Below are 23,038 nucleotides of genomic sequence, written 5' to 3'. Positions count from 1 at the left end.
AGCTAGCGCAGCTTGAAGATCGTTCGGTGCCAATCCTTTTCGGCGACACCGGTGATATCGCTCATCACATGCTTGATGGTGAGGTACTCCTCGAACGAGTAGTCGCTCATGTCCTTGCCGAAGCCGGACGCCCCGACACCGCCGTGCGGCATCTCGCTGATGATCGGGATGTGGTCGTTGATCCACACGCAACCGGAGTTGATCTCGCGCGAGGCCCGCTGCGCGCGGTAGACGTCGCGGGTCCAAGCCGATGCCGCCAGCCCGTAGTCGGTGTCGTTGGCCTGGCGCAGCGCGTCGTCGTCGCCATCGTGGGTGCGCACGGTCAGCACCGGCCCGAAGATCTCGTCGCGGTACACCTCGGAGGTCTCGGCGACGTCGGCGATCAGTGTCGGCAGGTAGAACGAGCCCGGCAGATCCGGCACCGCACCACCGGCAACGAGGCGACCGCCCTCGTCCGGCGCCCGGGCCACCATCGCCGCGACCTTGTCGCGGTGGGCCGCCGAGATCAGCGGGCCGAGGTCGGTGTCGGGGTCCTGCGGGTCGCCGACGACGAGCTTGTTCATCAGCTCGGCCACCCCGGCCACGAAGTCGTCATAGAGGTTGCGGGCGACGATCGCGCGGGTGGCCGCCGTGCAGTCCTGCCCGGTGTTGATCAGCGATCCGGCCACCGCGCCGTTGATCGCGGCGTCCAGATCCGCGTCGTCGAACACCACGAACGGCGCCTTGCCGCCCAACTCCAGCTGAGTGCGATGCCCGTGGACCGCGGCCGCAGCCATCACCCGGCGGCCCACGGCCGTCGACCCGGTGAATGTCACGACGTCGACTCCCGCGTGGCCGGCCAGCGCCGAGCCGACATCAGCGCCGGCGCCGGTGACGACGTTGAGGACGCCGTCGGGCAGGCCGGCCTCGGTGGCCAGCCGGGCCAGCGTCAGGGTGGTCAACGGGGTCAGCTCGGCAGGCTTGATCACCACCGAGCAACCCGCGGCCAGTGCCGGGATCACCTTCCAGACCGCCATCTGCAGCGGGTAGTTCCACGGCGTGATCGTCGCGACCACGCCGACAGCCTCGCGCCGGATCGAGGAGGTGTGGTCGCCGCTGTACTCGGCGGTGGCCTTGCCCTCGAGGTGCCTGGCGGCGCCGGCGAAGAACGCGATGTTGTCGATGCTGCCGGGGACGTCGAACTCTCGTGCCAGCCGCACCGGCTTACCGGTCTGACTGACCTCTTCGGCGATGATCTCCTCGGCGTGGGCGTCGACCAGCTCAGCAAGCTTGGCCAATACCGTGGCCCGCTCGACGGGGGTGGCCCGCGACCAGCCGGCAAATGCGGCGCGGGCGGCGGCCACCGCGGTGTCGACGTCGGCGGGCGCAGCGAGCGCCAACTCCGCCGCGACGCTGCCGTCGGCGGGGTTGATGACCTGGTGGATGCTGCCGCCCGTCACTAGTGGGGCACCATTGATCCAGCTACCGGGCACAATTCGGGTCTTGTCGGAGGCGAGTGCGGTCACCGCCCCACGGTAACCGACCCGCTCGGCGAGTGCTACGCATTCCCGCAGTATGGGTGGTCTAAAGCTACCAATTTCATCGATCTGGTTGCCTTAAACAACGAATTCCGTGCACAATCATGGGCATGCGTGACTCCGGTGTACCGGCCACTCGGTTTCCCGTCCGCGCCATCGGGGCAGGTGGAAACGGACCGGCCCAACTGGACGAGATGTCCAAGGCCATTATCGAGAAGCTGCAGCAGGACGGCCGTCGTTCCTATGCCGCGATCGGCAAGGCCGTCGGGCTCTCGGAGGCAGCTGTGCGCCAGCGGGTGCAGCGCCTGGTCGACTCCGGGGTGATGCAGATAGTCGCGGTGACCGATCCCCTTCAGCTGGGGTTCACCCGGCAGGCCATGATCGGCATCCGCTGCACAGGAGACACCACCAAGGTCGCCGAGAAGCTGGCGCAGATCGACGCCGTCGATTACGTCGTGCTCACCGCGGGGACCTTCGACGCGATCGCGGAGGTGGTGTGCGAGGACGACGCCGAGCTGCTCGAGCTGCTCAACACCGAGATTCGCGCCGTGCCCGGGGTGACGTCGACCGAGACCTTGGTATATCTCAAACTCGTTAAACAACAATACAATTGGGGAACACGATGAGTACCACCACGCTCGATCTCACAGCAGAGCTGTCGGCCAAGGCCGACCGCCACCTGTGGGGCCACTTCGCTCGGCACGGTGCGGGGCTGACGCCGCCCATCATCAGCCGCGGCGAGGGCGTGTACATCTACGACAGCCACGGCAAGCGTTACTTCGACGGCCTCTCGGGCCTGTTCGTGGTGCAGGCCGGACACGGCCGCAAGGAACTGGCCGAGGCCGCAGCCAAACAGGCCGAGACCCTCGAGTTCTTCCCGCTGTGGTCCTACGCCACCCCGCCGGCGATCGAATTGGCCGACCGATTGGCCAATTACGCTCCCGGTGACCTGAATCGGGTGTTCTTCACGACCGGCGGCGGCGAAGCCGTCGAAAGCGCGTGGAAACTGGCCAAGCAGTACTTCAAGCTGACCGGCAAACCCGGCAAATACAAGGTGATCTCGCGGGCCATCGCCTACCACGGCACCCCGCAGGGCGCGCTGGCCATCACCGGTCTCCCCGACTTCAAGAAGCCGTTCGAACCGCTGACGCCCGGCGGATTCCGGGTGCCCAACACCAACTTCTACCGCGCGCCCGAGCCGTACAGCACCGATATCAAGGCATGGGGGCAGTACTGCGCCGACCGTATCGCCGAGGCCATCGAGTTCGAGGGCCCGGAAACGGTGTGCGCAGTCTTCCTGGAGCCGGTGCAGAATGCCGGTGGCTGCTTCCCGCCGCCGCCCGGGTATTTCGAGCGGGTCCGCGAGATCTGCGACGAGTACGACGTGCTGCTGGTGTCCGACGAGGTGATCTGCGCGTTCGGCCGGATCGGCTCGATGTTCGCCTGCGAGGACATCGGCTATCAGCCCGACATGATCACCTGCGCCAAGGGCATGACGTCGGGGTACTCGCCGATCGGCGCGATGATCGCCAGCGACCGGTTGTTCGAACCGTTCAGCGACGGCAAGACGGTCTTCGGGCACGGCTACACCTTCGGCGGGCACCCGGTGTCCTCGGCGGTGGCGCTGGCCAACCTCGACATCTTCGAGCGCGAGGGCATCAACGACCACGTCAAGACCAACGCGCCGATCTTCCGGGCCACACTGGAGAAACTGCTCGAGCTGCCGATCGTCGGCGATGTGCGCGGTGAAGGCTTCTTCTACGGCATCGAGTTGGTCAAGGACAAAGCCACCCGCGAGACCTTCAACGAGGACGAGAGCGAACGGCTGCTGCGCGGTTTCCTGTCCGCGGCTTTGTTCGAGGCCGGCCTGTACTGCCGCGCCGACGATCGCGGCGACCCGGTCGTGCAGCTGGCGCCCCCGCTGATCAGTGGGCCGAACGAGTTCAACGAGATCTACGAGATCCTGCACCGCGTCCTCAGCGAGGCCGGCTCATTGCTGTAAGCCGGGGGGACAAGCCCCCGGTCGATCCGGTGCGGTGGCAGCCGCCTCCCCTCCGAACGCTGCCACCGCCGGATCTGAATGGGTTCCTGCGGGTGATCGGCATCCCCGGCCACGCCCCCGAGGACGTCGTGGTCGATGCCGACGGCTCGATCTGGACCGGAACCGACGACGGCGCGATCATCAGGATCCGGACCGGTCATGCCCCCGAGGTGGTGGCCAACACCGGCGGCCGACCACTCGGGCTCGCAGTGGCCCGAGACGGCCGGCTGCTGATCTGTGACAGCCACCGCGGACTGCTGCGGCTCGATCCCACCTCCGGTGTCTTCGAGACCTTGGTGAGCGAGGTGGCTGGACGGCCGCTGATGTTTTGCAGCAATGTTGTCGAATCCTCGGATGGCACAATCTATTTCACCGAGTCGACGGCGCGCTTCCGCTATGAGTATTACAAGGGCGCGGTCCTGGAGGCCAGACCGAGCGGGTCGCTGTTCCGCCGGGATGTCGACGGCACGGTGACGACGTTGGCCACCGGTCTGCGATTCGCCAACGGGGTGGCGCTGACTGCCGACGAGTCGGCACTGGTGGTCGCCGAGACGACCGGGTGCCGGGTATCCAAGTACCCGCTGACCGGTTCCGGAATCGGCGAGCCGGTGCCGTTGATCGAGCACCTGCCGGGCTACCCGGACAACATCTCACTGGCACCCGACGGACGGATCTGGGTCGCGTTGGTCAGCGAGCGCAACGCGATCGGCGAATGGCTGGCGCCGCGCGCCCCGATCGTGCGGCGACTGATGTGGAAGCTGCCGTATGCCTGGATGCCCAGCCCCAAGCCGACGGTGTGGGCGATCGCCATCGATCTCGACGGCACGCTGCGGGCGCAGGTGCGGACCGTCGACCCGCGGTTCGGGCTGGTTACCGGGCTGGTGGAACACGAGGGCACCCTGTGGCTGGGTTGCATCGGGTCGTCCGCAGTCGCATGTCTCGATTTGTAACACCAACCACTCCTGTCACAGCGCGGCTCCGTCGTTTCTCGGCTCCAATCCCCTACTCTGCGAGTCGATGGCGAGGGAGAAACTATTCACGCGGTGTGCTGCCGCAGTGGCCGCGGCGCTGTGCGTCGTCGGCACGTCGGCGACCGCATGGGCCGACCCGGACCCCAACACCTGCCCATATCGGGCGACCACCCCGCCGGCCGTCGACTCCTCGGAGGTGCCCGAGGCCGGCGATCCGCCGCAGCCCCTTGCCGTGCCGGCCAAGCCGGTGGGCGGTGATGCGCTGGCGGGTTGCGGAGTGATCGTCGCGGCCGGCACTCCGCCGGTTCCGGGTGACGTCTCGGCCGAGTCGTGGGTGGTGGCAGACCTCGACACCGGCGACATCATCGCCGCGCGCGATCCGCATGCCCGGCACCGGCCCGCGAGCATCATCAAGGTCCTCATCGCGATGCAGGCCATCAACGAGCTGCCACTGAACAAAATGGTCGAGGGCACCCAGGACGACGCGAACGCCGAAGGCACCCGGGTCGGCGTCGACGCCGGTGGGCACTACACCGTCAACGATCTGTTACACGGCCTGCTGATGCATTCGGGTAACGACGCCGCGCACGCGCTGGCGGCGCAGGTGGGCGGTATGGAAACCGCGCTGCAGAAGATCAACGGGCTGGCCCGCAAGCTCGGTGGACAGGACACCCGGGCCGCGACGCCGTCCGGGCTGGACGGACCGGGGATGAGCACGTCGGCCTACGACATCGGCCTGTTCTACCGATACGCCTGGGAGAACCCCACTTTCGCGAACATCGTGGCGACCCAGAAGTACGACTTCCCCGGGCACCCAGCCAAGCCGGGCGAGGAAGGTGACCATCCGGGCTATGAGCTGGAGAACGACAACCAGTTGCTCTACAACTATCCGGGCGCGCTCGGCGGTAAGACCGGCTACACCGATGACGCCGGGCAGACGTTCGTGGGTGCCGCCAACCGCGACGGCCGGCGGCTGGTTGCGGTGCTGCTGCGCGGTACGCGCCAACCGATTCCGCCGTGGCAGCAGGCCGCACATCTGCTCGACTACGGCTTCGCCACCCCGCCGGGCACACGCGTGGGGAATCTGATCGACCCGGATCCGTCGTTGCTGCCCCCCAAGCCGGACGCGGCCACCGCGGTGAAAGCCAGTGGCACGCAACTCCTTCCCGCCGCCGATGCGGTGCCGGTGCGGGTGGGTGTCGGTGTCGTCGGCACGCTGGTCGTGTTCGGCCTGATCATGGCGGCCCGTGCCATCAACCGCCGGCCCGCGCGCGGGCGTTAGTTAGTCCCGATCACGGCGCCAGAGCCGCGAAACGCCAAGTGCACCTACCGCTCCCACTGCCATTGCGGCGAGAGTCTGACGTGTGCTCAATCCCTCGTCGGCCCCGACCCGCGGTGAGATCACGGCCGGCCCGGGCGCCGGAACCGGGACGGGACGCGCGTTGTCCTTCGACGTCGCCGCCCACGCGGTGGCGAACAGCACCAGCCGGGCCGTGATGTAGGCGAACACCATCAGACCAAGGATCGGCCCGAACGTGGCGCCGGCCGGACCGTGTACCACCGCGCGCAGATAGAACGATCCGAGGAGTTTGAAGAGTTCGAAGGCGACCGCGGCCATCAGCCCGGCGCGCACACTGCTGCGAAAGCTCACCGACTCCCGCGGCAATCGCGCGATCATCCAGCTGAACAACAGCCACGACACCGCCCACGACATCACCAGCGAGGCGATTCGCAGCAGGCCGCCGAGCCCGAAGATGTGCGGCACGCCGATCCACTCCAGCACCTTGGTCATCAGCGACGGATCCGCCAGCGCGGTGAGAGCAATCGTCACGATGATCGCGACGAACACCGACAGCAGTACGGCCAGATCCGACAGCTTCGTGCGGATGAAGTTCTTGTCTTCGGTGCGCTGGTCCCACATCTGGCTCAACGCCTCACGCAGGTTCGCGGTCCAGCCCAGCCCGGCCCACGCAGCGGTGGCCAAGCCGATCACACCCACCGATGTGCGGGAGTCGATCGCCGAGTCGACCAGCCCGATCAGCTGTTGGCCGAAGTCGCCCGAAACCGTTGTCTTGATTCGATTCTCGATGTCGGCCAGCACATGCGGACGGCTGGCCAGAATGAATCCGCCGGCGGCGAAGCCGACCATCAGCAACGGGAACAGCGCGAAGATCGTGAAGTAGGTGACGCCGGCGGCGTAGAAGTCACCCTTGACCTTCTGGTAGCGCTCGCCCGCACGGATCGCGTGGTCGACCCAGTGGTAGCGAGCCCGCAGCCGGTCCAGGCGACCCGGTTCGGCCGGTTCTGACATGCCCAGCCTCCCGCAGCGTCTACGGACTCGTCGGCAAAAACCCTAACCGCTCGTATACCCGTCCGACGGTCTTCGCAGACACCTCGCGCGCCCGGTCGGCGCCCTTGGCCAGGATCGCCTGCAGTTCGGCAGGGTCGGCGAGCAGCTCGTCGACGCGCTGCTGCAGCGGGGTGACGTAGTCGACGACGGCCTCGGCGGTGTCCTTCTTCAGATCGCCGTAGCCGCGCCCCTGGTAACCGGCCACCAACGTGTCGACGTCGGTGCCGGTGATCGCCGACTGGATCGACAACAGGTTGGACACCCCGGGCTTGGCCTCGACGTCGAAACGGATCTCGCGTTCACTGTCGGTGACAGCCGAGCGGATCTTCTTGGCCGTCACCTTGGGGTCGTCGAGCAGGCTGATCAACCCGGCCTCGGTGGCCGCGGACTTGCTCATCTTGGCGGTCGGGTCCTGCAGGTCGTAGATCTTCGCGGTGACGCCTGTGATCATCGGCTCGGGGATGACGAAGGTGTCCGGGAAACGGACGTTGAACCGCTGTGCGACATCACGAGCCAGCTCCAGATGCTGACGCTGGTCCTCACCGACCGGAACCAGGTCGGTGTCATAGAGCAGGACGTCGGCAGCCATCAACACCGGATAGGTGAACAGGCCGACCGTCGTCGCGTCCGCACCCTGCTTCTGCGACTTGTCCTTGAACTGTGTCATCCGCGACGCCTGGCCGAAGCCGGTGAAGCAGCCCAACACCCAGGCCAGTTCGGTGTGCGCGGGTACATGGCTCTGCACGAAGATCGTCGCCCGCTCCGGGTCGATGCCCAGCGCGAGGTATTGGGCGGCGGTCACCAGAGTCCGGTGCCGCAGAGTGGCGGGGTCCTGCGGCACGGTGATCGCGTGCAGGTCCACCACGCAGAAGAACGCGTCGTAGTCGTCCTGCAGCCCGACCCACTGCCTGATCGCGCCGAGGGCATTGCCCAGGTGCAGCGAATCGGAAGTCGGCTGGACGCCGGAAAAGACGACACGACGAGATGAGCTGTTCATGGTGCTTCAATCCTGTCACGAGCCCCCTCGGCATTAGCATCCTGCTTCATGCGACGACTTCTGGCGCTGGCCGCCGCGATCCTGCTGGCGGGGTGTTCCCACGCCGGGACCGAGCAGAAGCGGCCGGCGTCGACCGCGGTGGTGATCGTTTCGGGTGGCGACGCGACGACCCCCTTCACGGGACCCGACCAGGCCTGCGCCACCGGGCTGGCCGCCGGCAACACCGACACCGCGCTGCGCGAGTACCTGCTCGGCAAGGGCTACACCGTCTACACCTCTCCCGCGATGGCCGGTCGCGGTCAGGTGGTCGACCAGACCGGGTTCGGACCGTTCGGGGTCTGCCCGATCACTCTGCCGGAGAACATGACCGTCGATTCGACGGGCAGCATCGACACCGCCGGAGAACATCTGGCCCGGTTCCTCAACTGGTTGCACACCGATCGGGGCGTCGACCAGATCGACTTCGTCGGACACTCGATGGGCGGGTTGTACTCCCGCGCGGCCATTCGTGTCCTGGCGTCGACGAACTCGCCGCTGAAGGTGCGATCACTGACCACGATCGGCACCCCGTGGCAGGGGTCGTATCTGTCCGACTTCGCCAACGGGCTGATCCCGCTGAGCGACTGCAAGGGTGACACGTTCTGCGAGAGCTCGATGAAGGGCATGTCCGACGAGGTGAAGCGGCTCATGGCGGGCTCGGGGCGAGAAGTCAACCAGGCCTTCCTGATGGGCAAGAACGGCTGGAACGAATACCAGTCCGGGGTGCTCGACAAGATCCCGGTGGTGCTGATCGGCGGCAAGAAGTTCTCTCCCAAAAACATCAGCGGGGCCGCGCCGGTGAACCCGGCGGTGTGGCCCAATGACGGCATCGTGGCGTTGCAGAGCGCGTTGGCCAAGGACATCAGCGACCCGGTGCTGCCGCACCGGCGGTGCCACACCTTCGACGACACCCACAGCATCTACGTGTCCAATCTTGCTGGGCTGGAACAGAAGACCGCGCTGACGTGGGATCCGCAGGTGCTCGAGGTCGTGCACAAGGCCATCGACGATGCGCCGGGGGCGCTGGACGGGGCCAACCGGGAAGGCTGCCCGGCTTAGTGCGGCCGATCCTGGCGCTGCTGACCGCGGTTCTGTTGGCGGGCTGTTCCCACGGCGGCATCGAGGCACATCCGCCGTCGCGTGCGGTGGTCTTGGTCTCCGGACTGGCCGGCACCGCGCCCTACACCTCGCCGGACGCCTCCTGCGCGATCGGTCTGCCGGCCGGCACGGACCACACTTCGTTGCGTGAACACCTTTTGGGCAAGTGACATTCGGTGTTCACCGCGCCGGCGACGGCGGGTCCCGGCCAGGTGCACGACACGACTGGCTATGGGGCGTTCGCGTCCTGCCCGGCTCCCCTGCCCGCGGCCCTGACCGTCGACAGCACCGGCAGCATCGACCTCGCCGGCGAACACCTGGCGCGGTTCATCGACTGGCTGCACACCGAGAAGCACATCGACGAGGTGGACCTCGTCGGGCATTCGATGGGCGGCCTTTATGCCAGGGCGGCGATCCGAACGCTCCGGGCAGCGCGGTCACCGGTGACTGTGCGGTCGCTGACGACGATCGGAACACCCTGGCAGGGATCATATCTGGCGAACTTCGTCGAGGGCTCAGTTCCGCTGACCGAATGCCTCGGCGACCAGTTCTGCGAGAGCCAGATGAAGGGGTACGCCAGAGATGTTGCCGCCGTTCATGTTTCCGGATCGGCGCGCGAGCTCGAACAGTCCTATCTGAGGGGTGCAAAGGGCTGGAACAACTTTCAGGCCGGTGCCCTCGACAGCATTCCGGTCACACTGATCGGCGGTAACCGATTCGACCATCCCGGCGGCAACCCGGCGGTATGGCCGAACGACGGCGTGGTGGAATTGCGCAGCGCTCTGGCCCGCGACGTCGATGACACCGTGCTGCCGCACCGGCGTTGTCGCACCCTCGACGACACCCACAGCGACTACGTCTCGATGATCAGCAAGCTCGCCCGCGACACCGCGCTGACCTGGGATCCGCGCGTGCTCGACGCGGTGACCGAGGCGATCGACGACGCGGCTACGGCGATCAACGGCCCTAACCGGCAGGGCTGCTGACGCCGCCCTGTCCCCCGATCGGTGGACAGGAAAAGCGGCTGGTCAGCGGATCGACGCAAACGCGTGGAGCGCCAATGATTTGAGCATGACCACGAACCGCCTCAAGGCCCTCATCGCAGCCCCCGCCCTCGCCGCCGCCGTCATCGGTGGCGCAGCCCTCGCGTTCGCCGGACCGGCCAGCGCGACGACCACCTTGAACGACTACTCCCCGTACACCGACAGCTCATCGACCGGCAACTTCTACGCCCCGACCACCTACGCCACCCCGGCCACGACGTACGTCCCGTGGGGCGCCTGGATCAACGGAAACTACTAGACCAGCAAGACAATGGGCCGGTTGCCTCATCCCCCTAGGCGACCGGCCCATTTTTGTCGGCTCAGCCGAATTCGACGGTCACCGGCGCGTGATCCGACCAGCGCAACGCGTAGGCGGCCGGCTTCTCGACCCGGGCAGCCACCGTCCGAGCCGCCAGGCTCTCGCTGGCCAGGTGGTAGTCGATGCGCCAGCCGGCGTCGTTGTCGAACGCCTTGCCCCGCCACGACCACCAGCTGTAGGGGCCGGCGACATCGGGATTGAGCCGGCGCATGACGTCGACCCAGCCGGAGTCCAGGACGTCGGTCAACCACTGCCGCTCGCTGGGCAGGAAGCCGGCCTTCTTGACGTTGGCCTTCCAGGCCTTGATGTCGTTTTCGGTGTGCGCGATGTTCCAGTCGCCGCAGATCACCGCATCTCGCCCGTCGGCCGTCAGCTCGGCCATCCGTTTGGCCAACGCGGCCATGAACCGCTCCTTCTCGAGCTGACGGTCGGTGCCGGCCTCACCGGTGTGGACATAGACGCTGCCGACCGTGTGGCCGCTCGCCAGATCGACCTCGACGTAGCGGCCGTGCAACTCGAATTCGGTTGCCGCCAACCCGATCCGGACCGCCGCGAAAGGTGCTCGGGACAGGATCGCAACCCCGCTGCGCCCCTTGAGATGCGGGGCGGCCGACGCCAGGTGCCAGCCATCGGCGACGGCCGGAGCCAGGGCCTCGGCGATCTGCTCGTCGTCGGAACGGGTCTCCTGCAGGCAGACCACGTCGGAGGGGGTCTGCGACAGCCAGGCCAGCAGACCGAGGTTCTCGGCTGAACGCCGGCGCACCGCGGCGCGCACGCCGTTGACATTGATGGTGGTCACGATCACGGTGCAAAACCTATCTTGCGGTACCGGCGGTATCACCTTTACGGTCGGGGTGTGGCGACCCGCGAACCAATTCATCTAGGTGCTGGCGAACCGATCCTGCTCCTGCACCCGTTCATGATGTCCAACTACGTCTGGTCCGACGTCGCACCCCGGCTGGCCGATACCGGCCGCTTCGAGGTGTTTGCGCCGTCGATGGCCGGCCACAACGGTGGCCCGCGCAACCGGTCCTGGATCCTGGACTCGAAGACCCTGGCCGACCATGTGGAGCGCCAGCTCGATGACCTGGGCTGGGAGACCGCCCACATCGTCGGCAACTCACTGGGTGGCTGGGTGGCCTTCGAGCTGGAGAGCCGTGGCCGAGCCAGGACCCTGACCGGGATCGCCCCGGCCGGGGGCTGGCATCGCTGGTCACCGGTGAAGTACGAGATCGTCGCCAAGTTCGTCGCGGGTCTCCCGGTCTGGCTGACCGCCCGGTTGTTGGGCGAGCGGGCGATGCGTCTGCCCGGCGTCAAGGCCGCCGCGACCGTGCCGATCAGCGCCACCCCGAAAGGCGTGACCGAGGTGCAGCTGCAGGAGATCCTCGACGATGTCACCCACTGCCCGGCCTACTACCAGCTGCTGATCAAGGCATTGCTGATGCCGGGGCTGATGGAGCTGACCGAGTTGTCGGTCCCCACGCACCTGGTGGTGTGCGAACGCGACCGGGTGCTGCCGCATCCACGGTTCACCAACCACTTCCACAAGCACATCCCCGAGCTCACCAAGGTGACGCATCTCGACGGCGTCGGGCACATCCCGATGTTCGAGGCGCCGGAACGGATCACGAACCTGATCGCCGAGTGGGTCGACGCATATGTCCCGCCGGTGCGGCAGGTCAACCCTGCCGGTTAGCCGAGGGCCTCGTTGAATGTCTTGCTCGGCCGCATCACCGAGGTGGTCTTCTCCTGGTCCGGGTAGTAGTAACCCCCGATGTCGACCGGGTTGCCCTGCACCTCGTTGAGCTCGGACACGATGGTGTCCTCGTGCTCGGCGAGCGTCTTGGCCAGCGGCGCGAAGTGCTCGGCCAGTTCCTTGTCATCGGTCTGCTCGGCGAGCTCGTGCGCCCAGTACATCGCGAGGTAGAACTGGCTGCCCCGGTTGTCCAGCTCACCGGCCTTACGCGAGGGGCTCTTGTTCTCCTCCAACAACTTTCCGACGGCGTTGTCCAGCGTGCGCGCCAGCACCTTGGCCTTGGCGTTGTCGGTCTTGTTGCCGAGATCGTCGAGGCTGGCACCGATCGCGAGGAACTCACCGAGCGAATCCCAGCGCAGGTGATTCTCCTCCACCAGCTGATGGACGTGCTTGGGCGCCGACCCGCCGGCACCGGTCTCGTAGAGCCCGCCACCGGCCATCAGCGGCACGATCGAGAGCATCTTGGCGCTGGTGCCCAACTCCAGGATCGGGAACAGGTCGGTGAGGTAATCGCGCAGGATGTTGCCGGTCGCGGCGATGGTGTCCTGGCCGCGGATCACCCGCTCCAGGGTGTACCGCATCGCCCATACCTGCGGCAGGATCGTGATGTCGAGGCCCTCGGTGTCCTCCTCCTTGAGGTAGGCCTTCACCTTCTTGCGCAGCTCGTTCTCGTGCGGACGTTCGTCGTCCAGCCAGAACACCGTCGTCATACCGGACAGCCGGGCCCGGTTGACGGCGAGCTTGACCCAGTCCCGGATCGGCGCGTCCTTGACGATCGGCATACGCCAGATGTCGCCCTCTTCGACGTCCCACGACAGCAGCACCTCGCCGGTGTCGACGTCGACGATGTCGGCGACGCCGTCGACCGGGATCTCGAAGGTCTTGTCGTGGCTGCCGTACTCCTCGGCCTTCTGTGCCATCAAACCGACGTTGGGAACGGTGCCCATCGTGGTCGGATCGAACTGGCCGTGCGTCTTACAGAAGTTGATCATCTCCTGGTACATCCGGGAGAATGTCGACTCCGGGTTGACCGCCTTGGTGTCCTTGGTGCGGCCGTCGGCGCCGTACATCTTGCCGCCGAGCCGGATCATCGCGGGCATCGAGGCATCGACGATCACGTCGGACGGCGAATGGAAGTTCGAGATGCCCTTCGCCGAGTCCACCATCGCCAGCTCCGGCCGGTGCTCGTGGCACTTGTGCAGGTCTTCGATGATCTCCTCACGCTGCGAGGCGGGCAGCGATTCGATCTTGTCGTAGAGGTCGGAGAGCCCGTTGTTGACATTGACGCCGAGCTCGTCGAACAGCTTGCCGTGCTTGGCGAACGCGTCCTTGTAGAAGACCTTGACGGCGTGGCCGAACACGATCGGGTGGCTGACCTTCATCATCGTCGCCTTGACGTGCAGCGAGAACATCACGCCGGTTTTGTAGGCGTCCTCGATCTCCTTCTCGTAGAAGTCGATCAGCGCCTTCTTGCTCATGAACATGCTGTCGATGACGTCGCCCTCGTCGAGCTTGACCTCGGGCTTGAGCACGATCGGGTTACCGGTCTTGGGCGTCAGCACCATCTTCACGGTGCGATCCTTATCCAGCGTCATCGACTTCTCACCGTGGTAAAAGTCGCCGGTCTTCATCGTCGCCACGTGGGTGCGGGACGCCTGCGACCACTGGCCCATGCTGTGCGGGTGCTTCTTGGCGTACTCCTTGACCGCCTTGGGCGCGCGACGGTCCGAGTTGCCTTCGCGCAGAACCGGATTCACCGCGCTGCCGAGGATCTTGCCGTAGCGCTGGCGGATCTCTTTTTCCTCGTCGGTCTTCGGATCGCCCGGAAAGTCGGGGAGGTCGTAGCCCTTGGACTTGAGCTCTTTGATGGCGGCGATCAGCTGCGGTACCGAGGCGCTGATGTTGGGCAGCTTGATGATGTTGGCGCTCGGGTCCTGGGTCAGCGCGCCGAGTTCGGCCAGGTTGTCCGGCACCTTCTGCTCGTCGGTGAGCCGGTCGCTGAACTCGGCGAGGATGCGCGCGGCGACCGAGATGTCACTGGTCTTGACGTCGATGCCGGCTGCTTCGACGAAGGTGCGCAGGACCGGCAGAAACGCATACGTCGCCAACAGCGGCGCCTCATCGGTGAGCGTGTAGATGATGGTGGGCTTGTCACTCATGGGCACTCTCCCGGCGTCACGGTTGTTCAGTATCTGTCGAGCTGCGCGTTGTCGCGACGGCTATAAGTATCACGTCGAACACGACGCTACCGTGGCCCACGTGTCCGTTGCCGGGGGCGGTATCTCGACCGCTCTCATTACCAACCAGTAACTTTCGTCGCAGCTCAGGCGAGTAGGCCCAGCGACCTAGCCCGCTTCACGGCTTCTTTTCGGTTCTGCGCATCCAGCTTGGTCAGGATCGCGGACACGTGGTGGCCGACGGTCTTGACCGAAAGGTATAGGGCCGAGGCCATTTCGGCGTTCGTCATGCCGTCGCTCATCAGGGCGAGTACCTCGATCTGGCGCCCGGTCAGTCCGACCCGATTGGTACGGCTGGTGCTACGGCGGCGCGACGGCACGCCGACCATTCCGGCCGAGCGCAGATCCGCCCGTACCTTGTCGGCCACCGCGAGGGCGCCCAGTCCGTCGAGCATGTCGAGTCCCCGCCGGACCGGATCGTCGGCAAGGGTCTCGGTCAACGTCAGCGCGGCGTCGTAGAGCAGACCGAGGCGGGCGAACGAGTCGGCGGCGCCCAGCAGATCCCCATCCAGAAAGCGCCGGTAAGGCTCCGCGACGTCACTCACCTCGGCGGCGATGCCGTTTCTGGCCAGCCAGACCGCCAGTTCGCCCCGAGCCCAGTGCAGGCCGGGCAACTCCGGGCCGTCCAGCAATCGGCGACAGTCGGCGAGGCTGGGGCCGGTACCCAACAGCCAGCGGCGTTCGGCGATCGCCGCCGCCGCGGGAAACACCCGAAGCGGTTCGCGATATCGCTGGGCCAGCTGCCACGCGGCGTCGATGTCGTCGCCGCAGGCGCCGGTGCGGCGCAGCTCCACCAGCCCCCGGACCAGCGCGGGCCACAACCGGGCCAGCGGCGCGCAGCGCTGGTCGAGGACCTGGCCGGCATCAGCGGCGGCATCGGTCCAGTCACCGCGCAGCAAATGCATCCGGGCCCGTGAACCCATCTGCCAGACCCGGCACACCGGAAGGTCGCGCTCCACCGTGAGCTGCATGCTGACGTCCAGAAGCTCGGCGGCGGCCTCGAAGCGCCGCTCCTCGACGTCGAGATAGCTCAGATTGCTGTAGCCACTGGAATAGATCTCGTCGAGGTGCTTGGGCGCCGAACGCAGGATCGCCAGGATGTCCTCGCGCCCGGCCGGCGATCCCGACATCACTGAACAGATTCCCTCGATGATCGCGACGCGGACGCTCAATGCCGCCTCGCCGGCCGTCGCGGCCAGCGTGGCGGCGCGGCGCACCAGCGACTCCGCGGCGGCCAGGTCGCTGGACTGCATGGCCAGGTACGCCTGCATGGCCAACCCGTGCCCGAGCGCGGCCAATTGTTCCGGTGTCTGCGACCGGCTCTCGTCGACGGCCGAAACAGCCAGTGCGACTTGAGTTTCCGCAGCGGACCTGTTGGCGTTGTACCACTCGTAGACGGACATGGCGTGGTGTACCGAACTCGTATCGGCGGCGACGCCGAGCTCTTGGCGCAACTGCAGCGCGCGACGGCAGGCCTCGATCGCCTCGTCGAGTTCGTCGACCAGATAGCACTCCGCGGCGAGCAATTCCAGCAGCGCGGCCTCCTCCGCCGGCGGCAGGGTGGCCGCGGTGGACAGGGCGGTCCGGTAGAAGTCGGCGGCCTGCCGATGTGCGCCCGAGCGCGCCGCCGCCTGGCCGGCGGCAGCCGCCGCCGATCGCACGCGCCGGTCATCACCGGCACCGATGGCGTGGTGGGTGATCACCGCCGGATCGGTACGGCCGACCGCTTCGTACGCCTCGATCATCCGGTTGTGCAGCTGCGGTTCCGCGCCGGGAGGGATGACCCCGGCGATGGCGGTACGGCAGAGGTCATGGCGGAACGCCACCCCCCGCGCGGTGCGACTGATGAGGTTGGCCTGATGCAGACGCCGCAGCGGCGGCACGGCGATGCCCAGCGCGACCAGGAGGTGGTCCGGGATCGCTTCCGGCGCGCAGGCCAGCAGGTGCAGAAGGTCCCACGAATCCTGATCGAGCCCAACGGTTCTCGCCAACACGGCGTTGCGTACCGAGGTGGGTAGGTCGCCGCCGGGGTGGTCCAGCATCTCGGAGACGAAGAAGGGGTTGCCGCCGGTCACCCGATGGAGTCGCTCCGGGTCGATGGGCCGGTCGCCGACCAGCGCGGTCACCGCCGCCATGCTGAGCGGTCGCAACGGTATCGACAGCGCGGCCGGGCTGCGGGAGATGTCGCCGAGAAGCTGCTGGACGCGGCTGTCGACAGCGATCTCATCATCGCGGGCGGTGAGAAGCACCAGGGAGGGACACCGCTGTACCCGGCGAAGGACGAAACGCAGCAGGTCGACGGTGCCCTGATCGGCCCAGTGCAGGTCGTCGATCACCAGGATCGACGGGACCGAGTGAAGGTCGTCGAAGACGGCGTCGAACATGTCGTAGGCGTGTTCAGCCTCGTCGAGCACTGCCCGGGTCCTCGCCGCGAGGTCACCCGACACGTCGAGGATCGGGCCCAGCGGCCGCGGTGTGGGCAGCGGATCACACGCGCCCCACAGCAGTCGAACCCCGTCGGGCCGACCGGCGACAAAGGCGTCGACGAACGACGTCTTGCCGGCACCGGCCTCCCCGACAACGACCGCAAGGCCTCCGCGTCCGGCGCGAGCGCGCTCGGCACACTCGTCGAGCACGGCGAAGGCATGCTCGCGCTCCATCAGCGCCATGGGCCGATGGTAACGACGGGAATCACCGCTGACCAGCGCAAATCAAGACGAATGAGGAAGCTGCGCGGCAAAAGATAGGGAGTGGTTCCCGATGACCCGGCACGGCGGGATGAGCGACGGTGAGTCCAGTCCGGCTCCCGCCGGGCCCTCACCGACAGGAGACCACCATGACCAGATTCCTCATCGAGCGCACGATTCCCGGCGCGAGCGAACTCAGCGACACGCAGCTCGCCGAGATCTCCGGGAAGTCGAACACCTGCGTCGCTTCGCTGGGTGTGCCCTACCGATGGATCACCAGCTACGTCGCGGGTGACAAGGTCTACTGCATTCACGAGGCCGACGACGAAGACACCGTCCGCGAACACGCCAGGCGCGGTGGGTTTCCGGCCGACCTGATCTCGCCGATTGCGGCTGAATTCGGCCCGCACACCGCCGGCTGACGGCCCTCGAGACCGGTGCCGCTGGCCGACAAAAGACAAGTTGCGCTAAGCTCTCAACCGGTCATGAGTGCCAGCATCAAGCCCCGGCTTGCTGGCCGGCAACCCTCCAACCGCGGTGGGGTGCTCCGGGTGAAGACCAGGTTGAGCAGTCGCAGTCGGCTGCACGGCAAGCGCGGGTCCGCCATGAACGGGCCCCCAGAACAGATGGAGGTTCGTTTCACATGAGCACGCCAGACACCGAGGATCCGACCGCCAACTGGTCCTTCGAGACCAAACAGATCCACGCCGGGCAGACCCCGGACGCGGCGACACACGCGCGGGCACTGCCGATCTACGCGACCACGTCGTACACCTTTGACAGCACCGAGCACGCCGCCGCGCTGTTCGGCCTGGCCGAGCCGGGCAACATCTACACCCGGATCATGAATCCGACCCAGGACACCGTCGAGCAGCGGATCGCCGCACTCGAAGGCGGCGTAGCCGCGCTGTTCCTGTCGTCGGGCCAGGCCGCGGAAACCTTCGCGATCCTGAATCTGGCCAACGCCGGAGACCACATCGTGTCCAGCCCACGGCTCTACGGCGGTACCTATAACCTGCTGCACTACACGCTGCCCAAGCTGGGCATCGAAACCACGTTCGTCACCGACCCGGACGACCCGGAGTCCTGGCAGGCGGCGGTCCAGCCGAACACCAAGGCGTTCTTCGGCGAGACGATCTCCAATCCTCAGATCGACATTCTGGACATCCCCGCGGTGTCCAAGGTGGCCCACGACAACGGCGTTCCGTTGATCGTGGACAACACCATCGCCACGCCCTACCTGATCCAGCCGATCGCTCATGGCGCCGACATCGTCGTGCACTCGGCGACCAAGTACCTCGGCGGGCACGGCACGGCGATCGCCGGGGTGATCGTCGACAGCGGCAAGTTCGACTGGACCAGCGGCAAGTTCCCCGGGTTCACCACCCCGGACCCCAGCTACCACGGTGTGGTGTTCGCCGAACTCGGGCCGCCAGCCTATGCGCTCAAGGCGCGTGTCCAGTTGCTGCGGGACCTGGGCTCGGCCGCCTCGCCGTTCAACGCCTTCCTGATCGCCCAGGGCCTGGAGACGCTGAGCCTGCGGATCGAACGTCACGTGTCCAACGCGCTCAAGGTCGCCGAATACCTGGCCGGGCGCGACGACGTGGTGTCGGTCAACTACGCGGGTCTGCCGACCTCGCCTTGGTACGAGCGCGGTAAGAAGCTGGCGCCCAGAGGAACCGGGGCGGTACTGGCCTTCGAGCTGGCCGGCGGCGTCGAGGCGGGCAAGGCGTTCGTCAACGCCCTCACCTTGCACAGCCATGTCGCCAACATCGGCGATGTGCGCTCGCTCGTGATCCACCCGGCGTCGACCACGCACCAGCAGCTGTCCGCCGAGGAGCAGCTGGCCACCGGTGTCACGCCGGGGCTGGTGCGCCTGGCCGTCGGCCTCGAGGGCATCGACGACATCCTGGCCGATCTGGAACGCGGCTTCGCGGCCGCCAGGTCCATCTCGGACGGACAGTCGGACCCGCGGGCCGTGGCGGCCTTTTGAGTGAGCCTGACATGACTATCTCGGATGAACGTGTGGTGACCCTGCCTGCTGAGGGCGAGATCGGCGTCGTCGACATCGGCCCGCTGACCCTGGAGAGCGGCGAGGTGCTCGAGGACGTCTCGATCGCGGTGCAGCGCTGGGGTGAGCTCTCCCCGAACCGCGACAACGTCGTCGTGGCGCTGCACGCGCTGACCGGCGACTCGCATCTGACCGGGCCTGCCGGCCCCGGCCACCCGACCCCCGGCTGGTGGGACGGCGTCGCTGGCCTCGGCGCGCCGATCGACACCGACCGCTGGTGCGCGGTGGCCACCAATGTGCTCGGCGGTTGCCGCGGCTCGACCGGACCCAGTTCGCTGGCCCGCGACGGCAAGCCGTGGGGTTCGCGTTTCCCCATCATCACGGTGCGCGACCAGGTCAACGCCGATGTGGCCGCGTTGGCCGCACTCGGCATCACCGATGTCGCCGCGCTGGTCGGCGGGTCGATGGGCGGCGCGCGTGCGCTGGAGTGGATGGTCGGTTATCCCGACCGCGTGCGGGCTGCGCTGGTACTGGCCGTCGGCGCTCGGGCGACCGCTGACCAGATCGGCACCCAGAGCACCCAGATCGCAACCATCAAGGCCGATCCGAACTGGCAGGGCGGTGACTATCACGGCACCGGCCGCAACCCGGACGTCGGATTACAGCTGGCACGCCGGTTCGCGCACCTGACGTATCGCGGTGAGGTCGAGCTCGACAGCCGGTTCGGCAACGCAGCCCAGGACGACGAGGACACGCTCGCCGGCGGCCGCTACGCCGTGCAGAGCTATCTGGAATACCAGGGCGCCAAGCTGGTCGATCGGTTCGACGCGGGCAGCTACGTGACGCTGACCGAGACGCTGTCCAACCACGACGTCGGGCGCGGACGCGGTGGTGTGGCCGCCGCGCTGGGGTCGTGCCCGGTGCCGACTGTGGTCGGCGGCATCACCTCCGACCGGCTCTACCCGCTGCGGCTGCAGGAGGAGCTGGCCGGGTTGCTGCCGAACTGCTCGGGACTCAACGTCGTCGAGTCGATCTACGGCCACGACGGTTTCCTCGTCGAGACCGAGGCCGTGGGCGAACTGATCCGCCGGACACTGGATCTGGCCGAGAGTTCCCGCACGCCGTGACCGAGTCGCGGCGGGAACGTTCACTGTCCTTCGGGTCCGAGGCCGCCGCCTACGAGCGCGGTCGCCCGTCGTATCCGCCGGAGGCCATCGACTGGCTGTTGCCGCCCGATGCGCGCGACGTGCTGGACCTGGGTGCCGGTACCGGCAAGCTCACCACCCGGCTGGTCGAGCGCGGCCTGGATGTGGTGGCGGTCGATCCCTTGGCCGAGATGCTGGAGTTGCTCAGCTCCGCGCTGCCCGATACGCCGGCGCTTCTCGGGACCGCTGAGCAGATCCCGTTGCCGGACTCTCATGTTGACGCGGTGTTGGTGGCGCAGGCCTGGCATTGGTTCGATCCGGAGCGCGCGGTCGCCGAGGTGGCCCGGGTGCTTCGGCCGGGCGGCCGGCTCGGCCTGGTGTGGAACGCCCGGGACGAACGCCTGGGCTGGGTCAAGGATCTCGGCCGCATCATCGGCCACGAAAATGCTCAATTCAACGAGACCACAACCCTGCCCGAGCCGTTCGTTGATGTCGAACACCACCGCGTCGAGTGGACGAGTTATCTGACGCCGCAGGCGCTGATCGACCTGGTGGCCTCGCGCAGCTACTGCATCACCTCACCGACGGACGTGCGCACACAAACCTTGGACGAGGTTCGCGAGCTGCTGAGAACGCATCCGGCGCTGGCTAATTCCGCCGGGTTGGCGCTGCCCTACATCACGGTGGGCATTCGGGCTACGCTGCGTCCCTAGCCGGTCCGAACCAGCGCTGCAGCGCGATGCACAGGTTCTGCGCATCGGTGGTGCCGAAATCGTCTGCGGCCCAGGCGACATAGCCGTCGGGCCGAATGAGAACGGCCGACGGGCCACCTGTCAGCCCACCCGCGATCGTGTCGACGCGGGCGGCCCAGCCCTGTGCGGCGTTGGCGGCCGCACCGCCGCACAGGTCGAGCAGTACCGGCCTGGCCGCGTGCAGCAGGCCGGCCACCCGGCGTCCGTCGTCCAGGATGAGGTCGGGCACCAGATAGCCCGACAGCGGGTGGTCGTCGCCGACGTCGTAGCGGACGTCCGAGCCGGCGAGCAATCGACCCAGGTGTTGACTGACGTCGGGGATGGCGATCAGTTCGTTGAAAAGTGTTCGCAGCTCGGCTACTTCGGGGCCTGGAGCCATGAGCGCGCTCTGGGCCATCGAGTGCATCATCACCCGCCGGCCGACTGGGTGGCGTTCGGATTCGTAGGTGTCGAGCAGGCCGTGCGGCGCCCAGCCGTTGATGTCGGCTGCCAGCTTCCAGCCGAGATTCACCGCGTCCTGCAGGCCGAGGTTCAGCCCGGGTCCGCCCATCGCGGAGTGCACGTGTGCGGCGTCGCCGAGCAGCAGCACCCGTCCGGCCCGGTAATGCTCGGCCTGCCGGGTGTTCTGGCCGTCGATGCGGCGCAGCGCATGCGGGCCGGCGCCACGCGGTTCTTCCAGCGGCACGTCGACACCCAGAATTCGTTTCAGGCTGGCGCGCAGCTCGTCGAGTGACATCGGCCCGTCCTCGGCGGCGCGCCCGTCCTCTCTGGTGCCGATCAGCAGCACATCCGGCGCGAAGCTGCCGACGAGCACCATGCCTTGGTCGAACCTGTTGTGCCCGAACGGTATATGGCCGACACCGGGCAGATCGAGGCCGCCGTCGGGGGCGCGCATCTCGTCGGGAACGTGCACCTGCGCCAGGCGCGCCACGGTATCCGAGGTGGTTCCGGGGAAGCCGATGCCGACGCTCTTACGGACGAGGCTGCGGCCGCCGTCGGCACCGACAAGGTAGCCGGCGGTCAGCGAGTGGTCGCCGTCGGCGGTGGCGACGCTGAGCGCCACACCGTCGCCAGTTGGCTGCAGGCCGGTGAGTTCGTGTCCCCAGCGCAGGTCGACACCGAGATCGCGAGCGCGCTTTTCCAGCAGCCGCACCAGTCGCGGCTGGGGCAGCATCATCGCGTACATCGGACTGGTCGACGGGTCGGGATAGGCCAGCTGCATGCCGGAGAACATCCATCCCGGCAGCGGTTGAGGGCGGTCCTCACCGGTGAATGTCGCGTAGAGCCCGCGCAGATCGAGCATCCGGACCACCTGTCCGACAAGGCCGTTGGCCTTCGGTTCGGCACCGGCCCCGGGCAGGGCGTCGAGGACGACCGCGGTGATTCCGGCCAGCGCCAGCTCGCAGGCCAGCATCAGGCCATTGGGGCCGGCTCCGGAGATGACGACGTCGCACTTCTCGGTCATGAGGACTCTCTTTTCCGTTCGGGCAGCCCGGCGACGACGTCGGCGAAACCCCGGCGAATCAGGCCGACGATCGGAACGGGCGGGTCGGAGGCGATGTAGGTGTCCATGGCGGCTTCGGCGACGGCACGGATGCTGGCGGCCACGAGGCGGGGATACATGTCGCGCGCGGGGTCGGTTCCGGTGCGCTCGGCGATCGCCTCGATCCATTCGGCCATCAGGTTGTTGGCCAGCGCATTACGCACCTCGATGGCCATACTCAGTTCGACGAGCTGGTCAAGCTGGTCGCGGGTGGGCGCGTAGCCCTCGCCCATCTCGGCCAGCAGCGGCTCGAGCACCGACTCGGTGATGGCCGTCCACAGCGGCTCACCCGCCGGCCACTCACGAAAGACGTTGAGGCTGCGGCGCATTCGCTCGAGCTGACGGTAGGCGATGGCGTCGTACTTGCCGGCGAAGTAGTTGTTGAACGTGCGCAGTGACACCCCGGCCCGCTCTGCGATAGCTTCCCGGGTGACGTTGTCGATCCCGCGCTCGAAGGCCAGATGCAGGGCGGCATCACTGAGCGCCCTGCGCGTGTCGGCCTTTTTGCGCTCGCGCAGTCCCTCGGTCACGC

The 23,038-nt window shown here is 67.2% G+C and carries 21 protein-coding genes and 1 riboswitch; of the genes, 13 read left to right on the top strand and 8 right to left on the bottom strand.

Annotated features, from left to right (window positions below):
* Window positions 1-2: 2 nt before the first annotated feature.
* A complete protein-coding gene (locus AB431_RS07335; protein ID WP_047329377.1) occupies window positions 3-1,505 on the bottom strand; it encodes a gamma-aminobutyraldehyde dehydrogenase in 1,503 nt (500 codons plus the stop codon).
* Window positions 1,506-1,711: 206 nt separating this feature from the next.
* Here AB431_RS07335 and AB431_RS07330 point away from each other — a divergent pair, with 206 nt between their 5' ends.
* The 4 genes from AB431_RS07330 to AB431_RS07315 all read left to right on the top strand — a co-directional run bounded on the left by AB431_RS07330 (window position 1,712) and on the right by AB431_RS07315 (window position 5,811).
* Window positions 1,712-2,143: an Lrp/AsnC family transcriptional regulator gene (locus tag AB431_RS07330; protein ID WP_096312737.1), complete on the top strand. Its 432-nt coding sequence runs from the start codon at window positions 1,712-1,714 to the stop codon at window positions 2,141-2,143.
* Window positions 2,140-3,519, top strand: coding sequence for an aspartate aminotransferase family protein (locus tag AB431_RS07325; RefSeq protein WP_047329376.1), 1,380 nt, complete (start codon window positions 2,140-2,142; stop codon window positions 3,517-3,519). The genes AB431_RS07330 and AB431_RS07325 overlap by 4 nt, the downstream gene beginning before the upstream one ends.
* On the top strand, window positions 3,510-4,508 hold the full coding sequence (locus tag AB431_RS07320) for an SMP-30/gluconolactonase/LRE family protein (protein WP_047329375.1): 999 nt from the start codon (window positions 3,510-3,512) through the stop codon (window positions 4,506-4,508). The genes AB431_RS07325 and AB431_RS07320 overlap by 10 nt, the downstream gene beginning before the upstream one ends.
* 67 nt (window positions 4,509-4,575) lie before the next feature.
* Window positions 4,576-5,811 carry a D-alanyl-D-alanine carboxypeptidase family protein gene (locus AB431_RS07315; RefSeq protein ID WP_082135582.1) on the top strand — a complete coding sequence of 412 codons (1,236 nt, stop codon included), beginning with the start codon at window positions 4,576-4,578 and terminating at the stop codon, window positions 5,809-5,811.
* Here AB431_RS07315 and yhjD read toward each other — a convergent pair whose 3' ends face one another.
* Window positions 5,812-6,840 carry an inner membrane protein YhjD gene (yhjD, locus tag AB431_RS07310; RefSeq protein WP_047329373.1) on the bottom strand — a complete coding sequence of 343 codons (1,029 nt, stop codon included), beginning with the start codon at window positions 6,838-6,840 and terminating at the stop codon, window positions 5,812-5,814.
* A 19-nt stretch (window positions 6,841-6,859) separates the two neighbouring features.
* On the bottom strand, window positions 6,860-7,876 hold the full coding sequence (gene trpS / locus AB431_RS07305) for a tryptophan--tRNA ligase (RefSeq protein WP_047329372.1): 1,017 nt from the start codon (window positions 7,874-7,876) through the stop codon (window positions 6,860-6,862).
* A 48-nt stretch (window positions 7,877-7,924) separates the two neighbouring features.
* On the opposite strand from trpS, the gene AB431_RS07300 reads away from it, so the two are divergent.
* The 4 genes from AB431_RS07300 (at window position 7,925) to AB431_RS07285 (ending at window position 10,315) form a co-directional block, all read left to right on the top strand.
* The gene (locus AB431_RS07300; protein ID WP_047329371.1) at window positions 7,925-8,974 is read left to right on the top strand and encodes a hypothetical protein; all 1,050 of its coding nucleotides are present in this window, start codon (window positions 7,925-7,927) and stop codon (window positions 8,972-8,974) included.
* Complete coding sequence (locus AB431_RS31160; protein WP_047329370.1) at window positions 8,974-9,183, top strand: hypothetical protein; 210 nt, start codon at window positions 8,974-8,976, stop codon at window positions 9,181-9,183. Before AB431_RS07300 ends, AB431_RS31160 begins: the two co-directional genes overlap by 1 nt.
* 6 nt (window positions 9,184-9,189) lie before the next feature.
* A complete protein-coding gene (locus AB431_RS07290; RefSeq protein WP_047329369.1) occupies window positions 9,190-9,999 on the top strand; it encodes an alpha/beta hydrolase in 810 nt (269 codons plus the stop codon).
* 85 nt (window positions 10,000-10,084) lie between these two features.
* On the top strand, window positions 10,085-10,315 hold the full coding sequence (locus AB431_RS07285) for a hypothetical protein (RefSeq protein ID WP_047329368.1): 231 nt from the start codon (window positions 10,085-10,087) through the stop codon (window positions 10,313-10,315).
* A 61-nt stretch (window positions 10,316-10,376) separates the two neighbouring features.
* On the opposite strand, the gene AB431_RS07280 is transcribed toward AB431_RS07285, so the two are convergent.
* Window positions 10,377-11,180 carry an exodeoxyribonuclease III gene (locus AB431_RS07280; RefSeq protein WP_047329367.1) on the bottom strand — a complete coding sequence of 268 codons (804 nt, stop codon included), beginning with the start codon at window positions 11,178-11,180 and terminating at the stop codon, window positions 10,377-10,379.
* Window positions 11,181-11,231: 51 nt separating this feature from the next.
* Between AB431_RS07280 and AB431_RS07275 the strand changes: the two genes are divergently transcribed.
* Window positions 11,232-12,071 carry an alpha/beta fold hydrolase gene (locus tag AB431_RS07275; RefSeq protein WP_047329366.1) on the top strand — a complete coding sequence of 280 codons (840 nt, stop codon included), beginning with the start codon at window positions 11,232-11,234 and terminating at the stop codon, window positions 12,069-12,071.
* Here the strand turns inward: AB431_RS07275 and AB431_RS07270 are convergent.
* Window positions 12,068-14,290, bottom strand: a complete 2,223-nt coding sequence (locus tag AB431_RS07270; protein WP_047329365.1) for an NADP-dependent isocitrate dehydrogenase — start codon at window positions 14,288-14,290, stop codon at window positions 12,068-12,070. The two genes, AB431_RS07275 and AB431_RS07270, sit on opposite strands and share 4 nt — an antisense overlap.
* A 164-nt stretch (window positions 14,291-14,454) precedes the next feature.
* Window positions 14,455-17,037, bottom strand: coding sequence for a LuxR family transcriptional regulator (locus AB431_RS07265; protein WP_052960227.1), 2,583 nt, complete (start codon window positions 17,035-17,037; stop codon window positions 14,455-14,457).
* A gap of 167 nt (window positions 17,038-17,204) precedes the next feature.
* Between AB431_RS07265 and AB431_RS07260 the strand changes: the two genes are divergently transcribed.
* The 4 genes from AB431_RS07260 to AB431_RS07245 all read left to right on the top strand — a co-directional run bounded on the left by AB431_RS07260 (window position 17,205) and on the right by AB431_RS07245 (window position 20,924).
* Complete coding sequence (locus tag AB431_RS07260) at window positions 17,205-17,477, top strand: DUF4242 domain-containing protein (RefSeq protein ID WP_047329364.1); 273 nt, start codon at window positions 17,205-17,207, stop codon at window positions 17,475-17,477.
* A 59-nt stretch (window positions 17,478-17,536) separates the two neighbouring features.
* A riboswitch (SAM riboswitch) is annotated at window positions 17,537-17,656 on the top strand.
* A 42-nt stretch (window positions 17,657-17,698) separates the two neighbouring features.
* The gene (locus tag AB431_RS07255) at window positions 17,699-19,048 is read left to right on the top strand and encodes a bifunctional o-acetylhomoserine/o-acetylserine sulfhydrylase (protein ID WP_047329363.1); all 1,350 of its coding nucleotides are present in this window, start codon (window positions 17,699-17,701) and stop codon (window positions 19,046-19,048) included.
* An 11-nt stretch (window positions 19,049-19,059) separates the two neighbouring features.
* The gene (locus tag AB431_RS07250) at window positions 19,060-20,193 is read left to right on the top strand and encodes a homoserine O-acetyltransferase (RefSeq protein ID WP_047329362.1); all 1,134 of its coding nucleotides are present in this window, start codon (window positions 19,060-19,062) and stop codon (window positions 20,191-20,193) included.
* Complete coding sequence (locus tag AB431_RS07245; protein WP_047329361.1) at window positions 20,190-20,924, top strand: class I SAM-dependent methyltransferase; 735 nt, start codon at window positions 20,190-20,192, stop codon at window positions 20,922-20,924. The genes AB431_RS07250 and AB431_RS07245 overlap by 4 nt, the downstream gene beginning before the upstream one ends.
* Here AB431_RS07245 and AB431_RS07240 read toward each other — a convergent pair.
* The gene (locus AB431_RS07240; RefSeq protein ID WP_047329360.1) at window positions 20,908-22,428 is read right to left on the bottom strand and encodes an FAD-dependent monooxygenase; all 1,521 of its coding nucleotides are present in this window, start codon (window positions 22,426-22,428) and stop codon (window positions 20,908-20,910) included. The two genes, AB431_RS07245 and AB431_RS07240, sit on opposite strands and share 17 nt — an antisense overlap.
* A complete protein-coding gene (locus AB431_RS07235) occupies window positions 22,425-23,036 on the bottom strand; it encodes a TetR/AcrR family transcriptional regulator (RefSeq protein WP_047329359.1) in 612 nt (203 codons plus the stop codon). The genes AB431_RS07240 and AB431_RS07235 overlap by 4 nt, the downstream gene beginning before the upstream one ends.
* Window positions 23,037-23,038: the final 2 nt, after the last annotated feature.

This window comes from Mycobacterium sp. EPa45 (assembly GCF_001021385.1).
Taxonomy (GTDB): Bacteria; Actinomycetota; Actinomycetes; order Mycobacteriales; family Mycobacteriaceae; genus Mycobacterium.
Note: the sequence above shows the minus strand (reverse complement) of the source record. Positions and strands in the feature narration are given on the sequence as shown.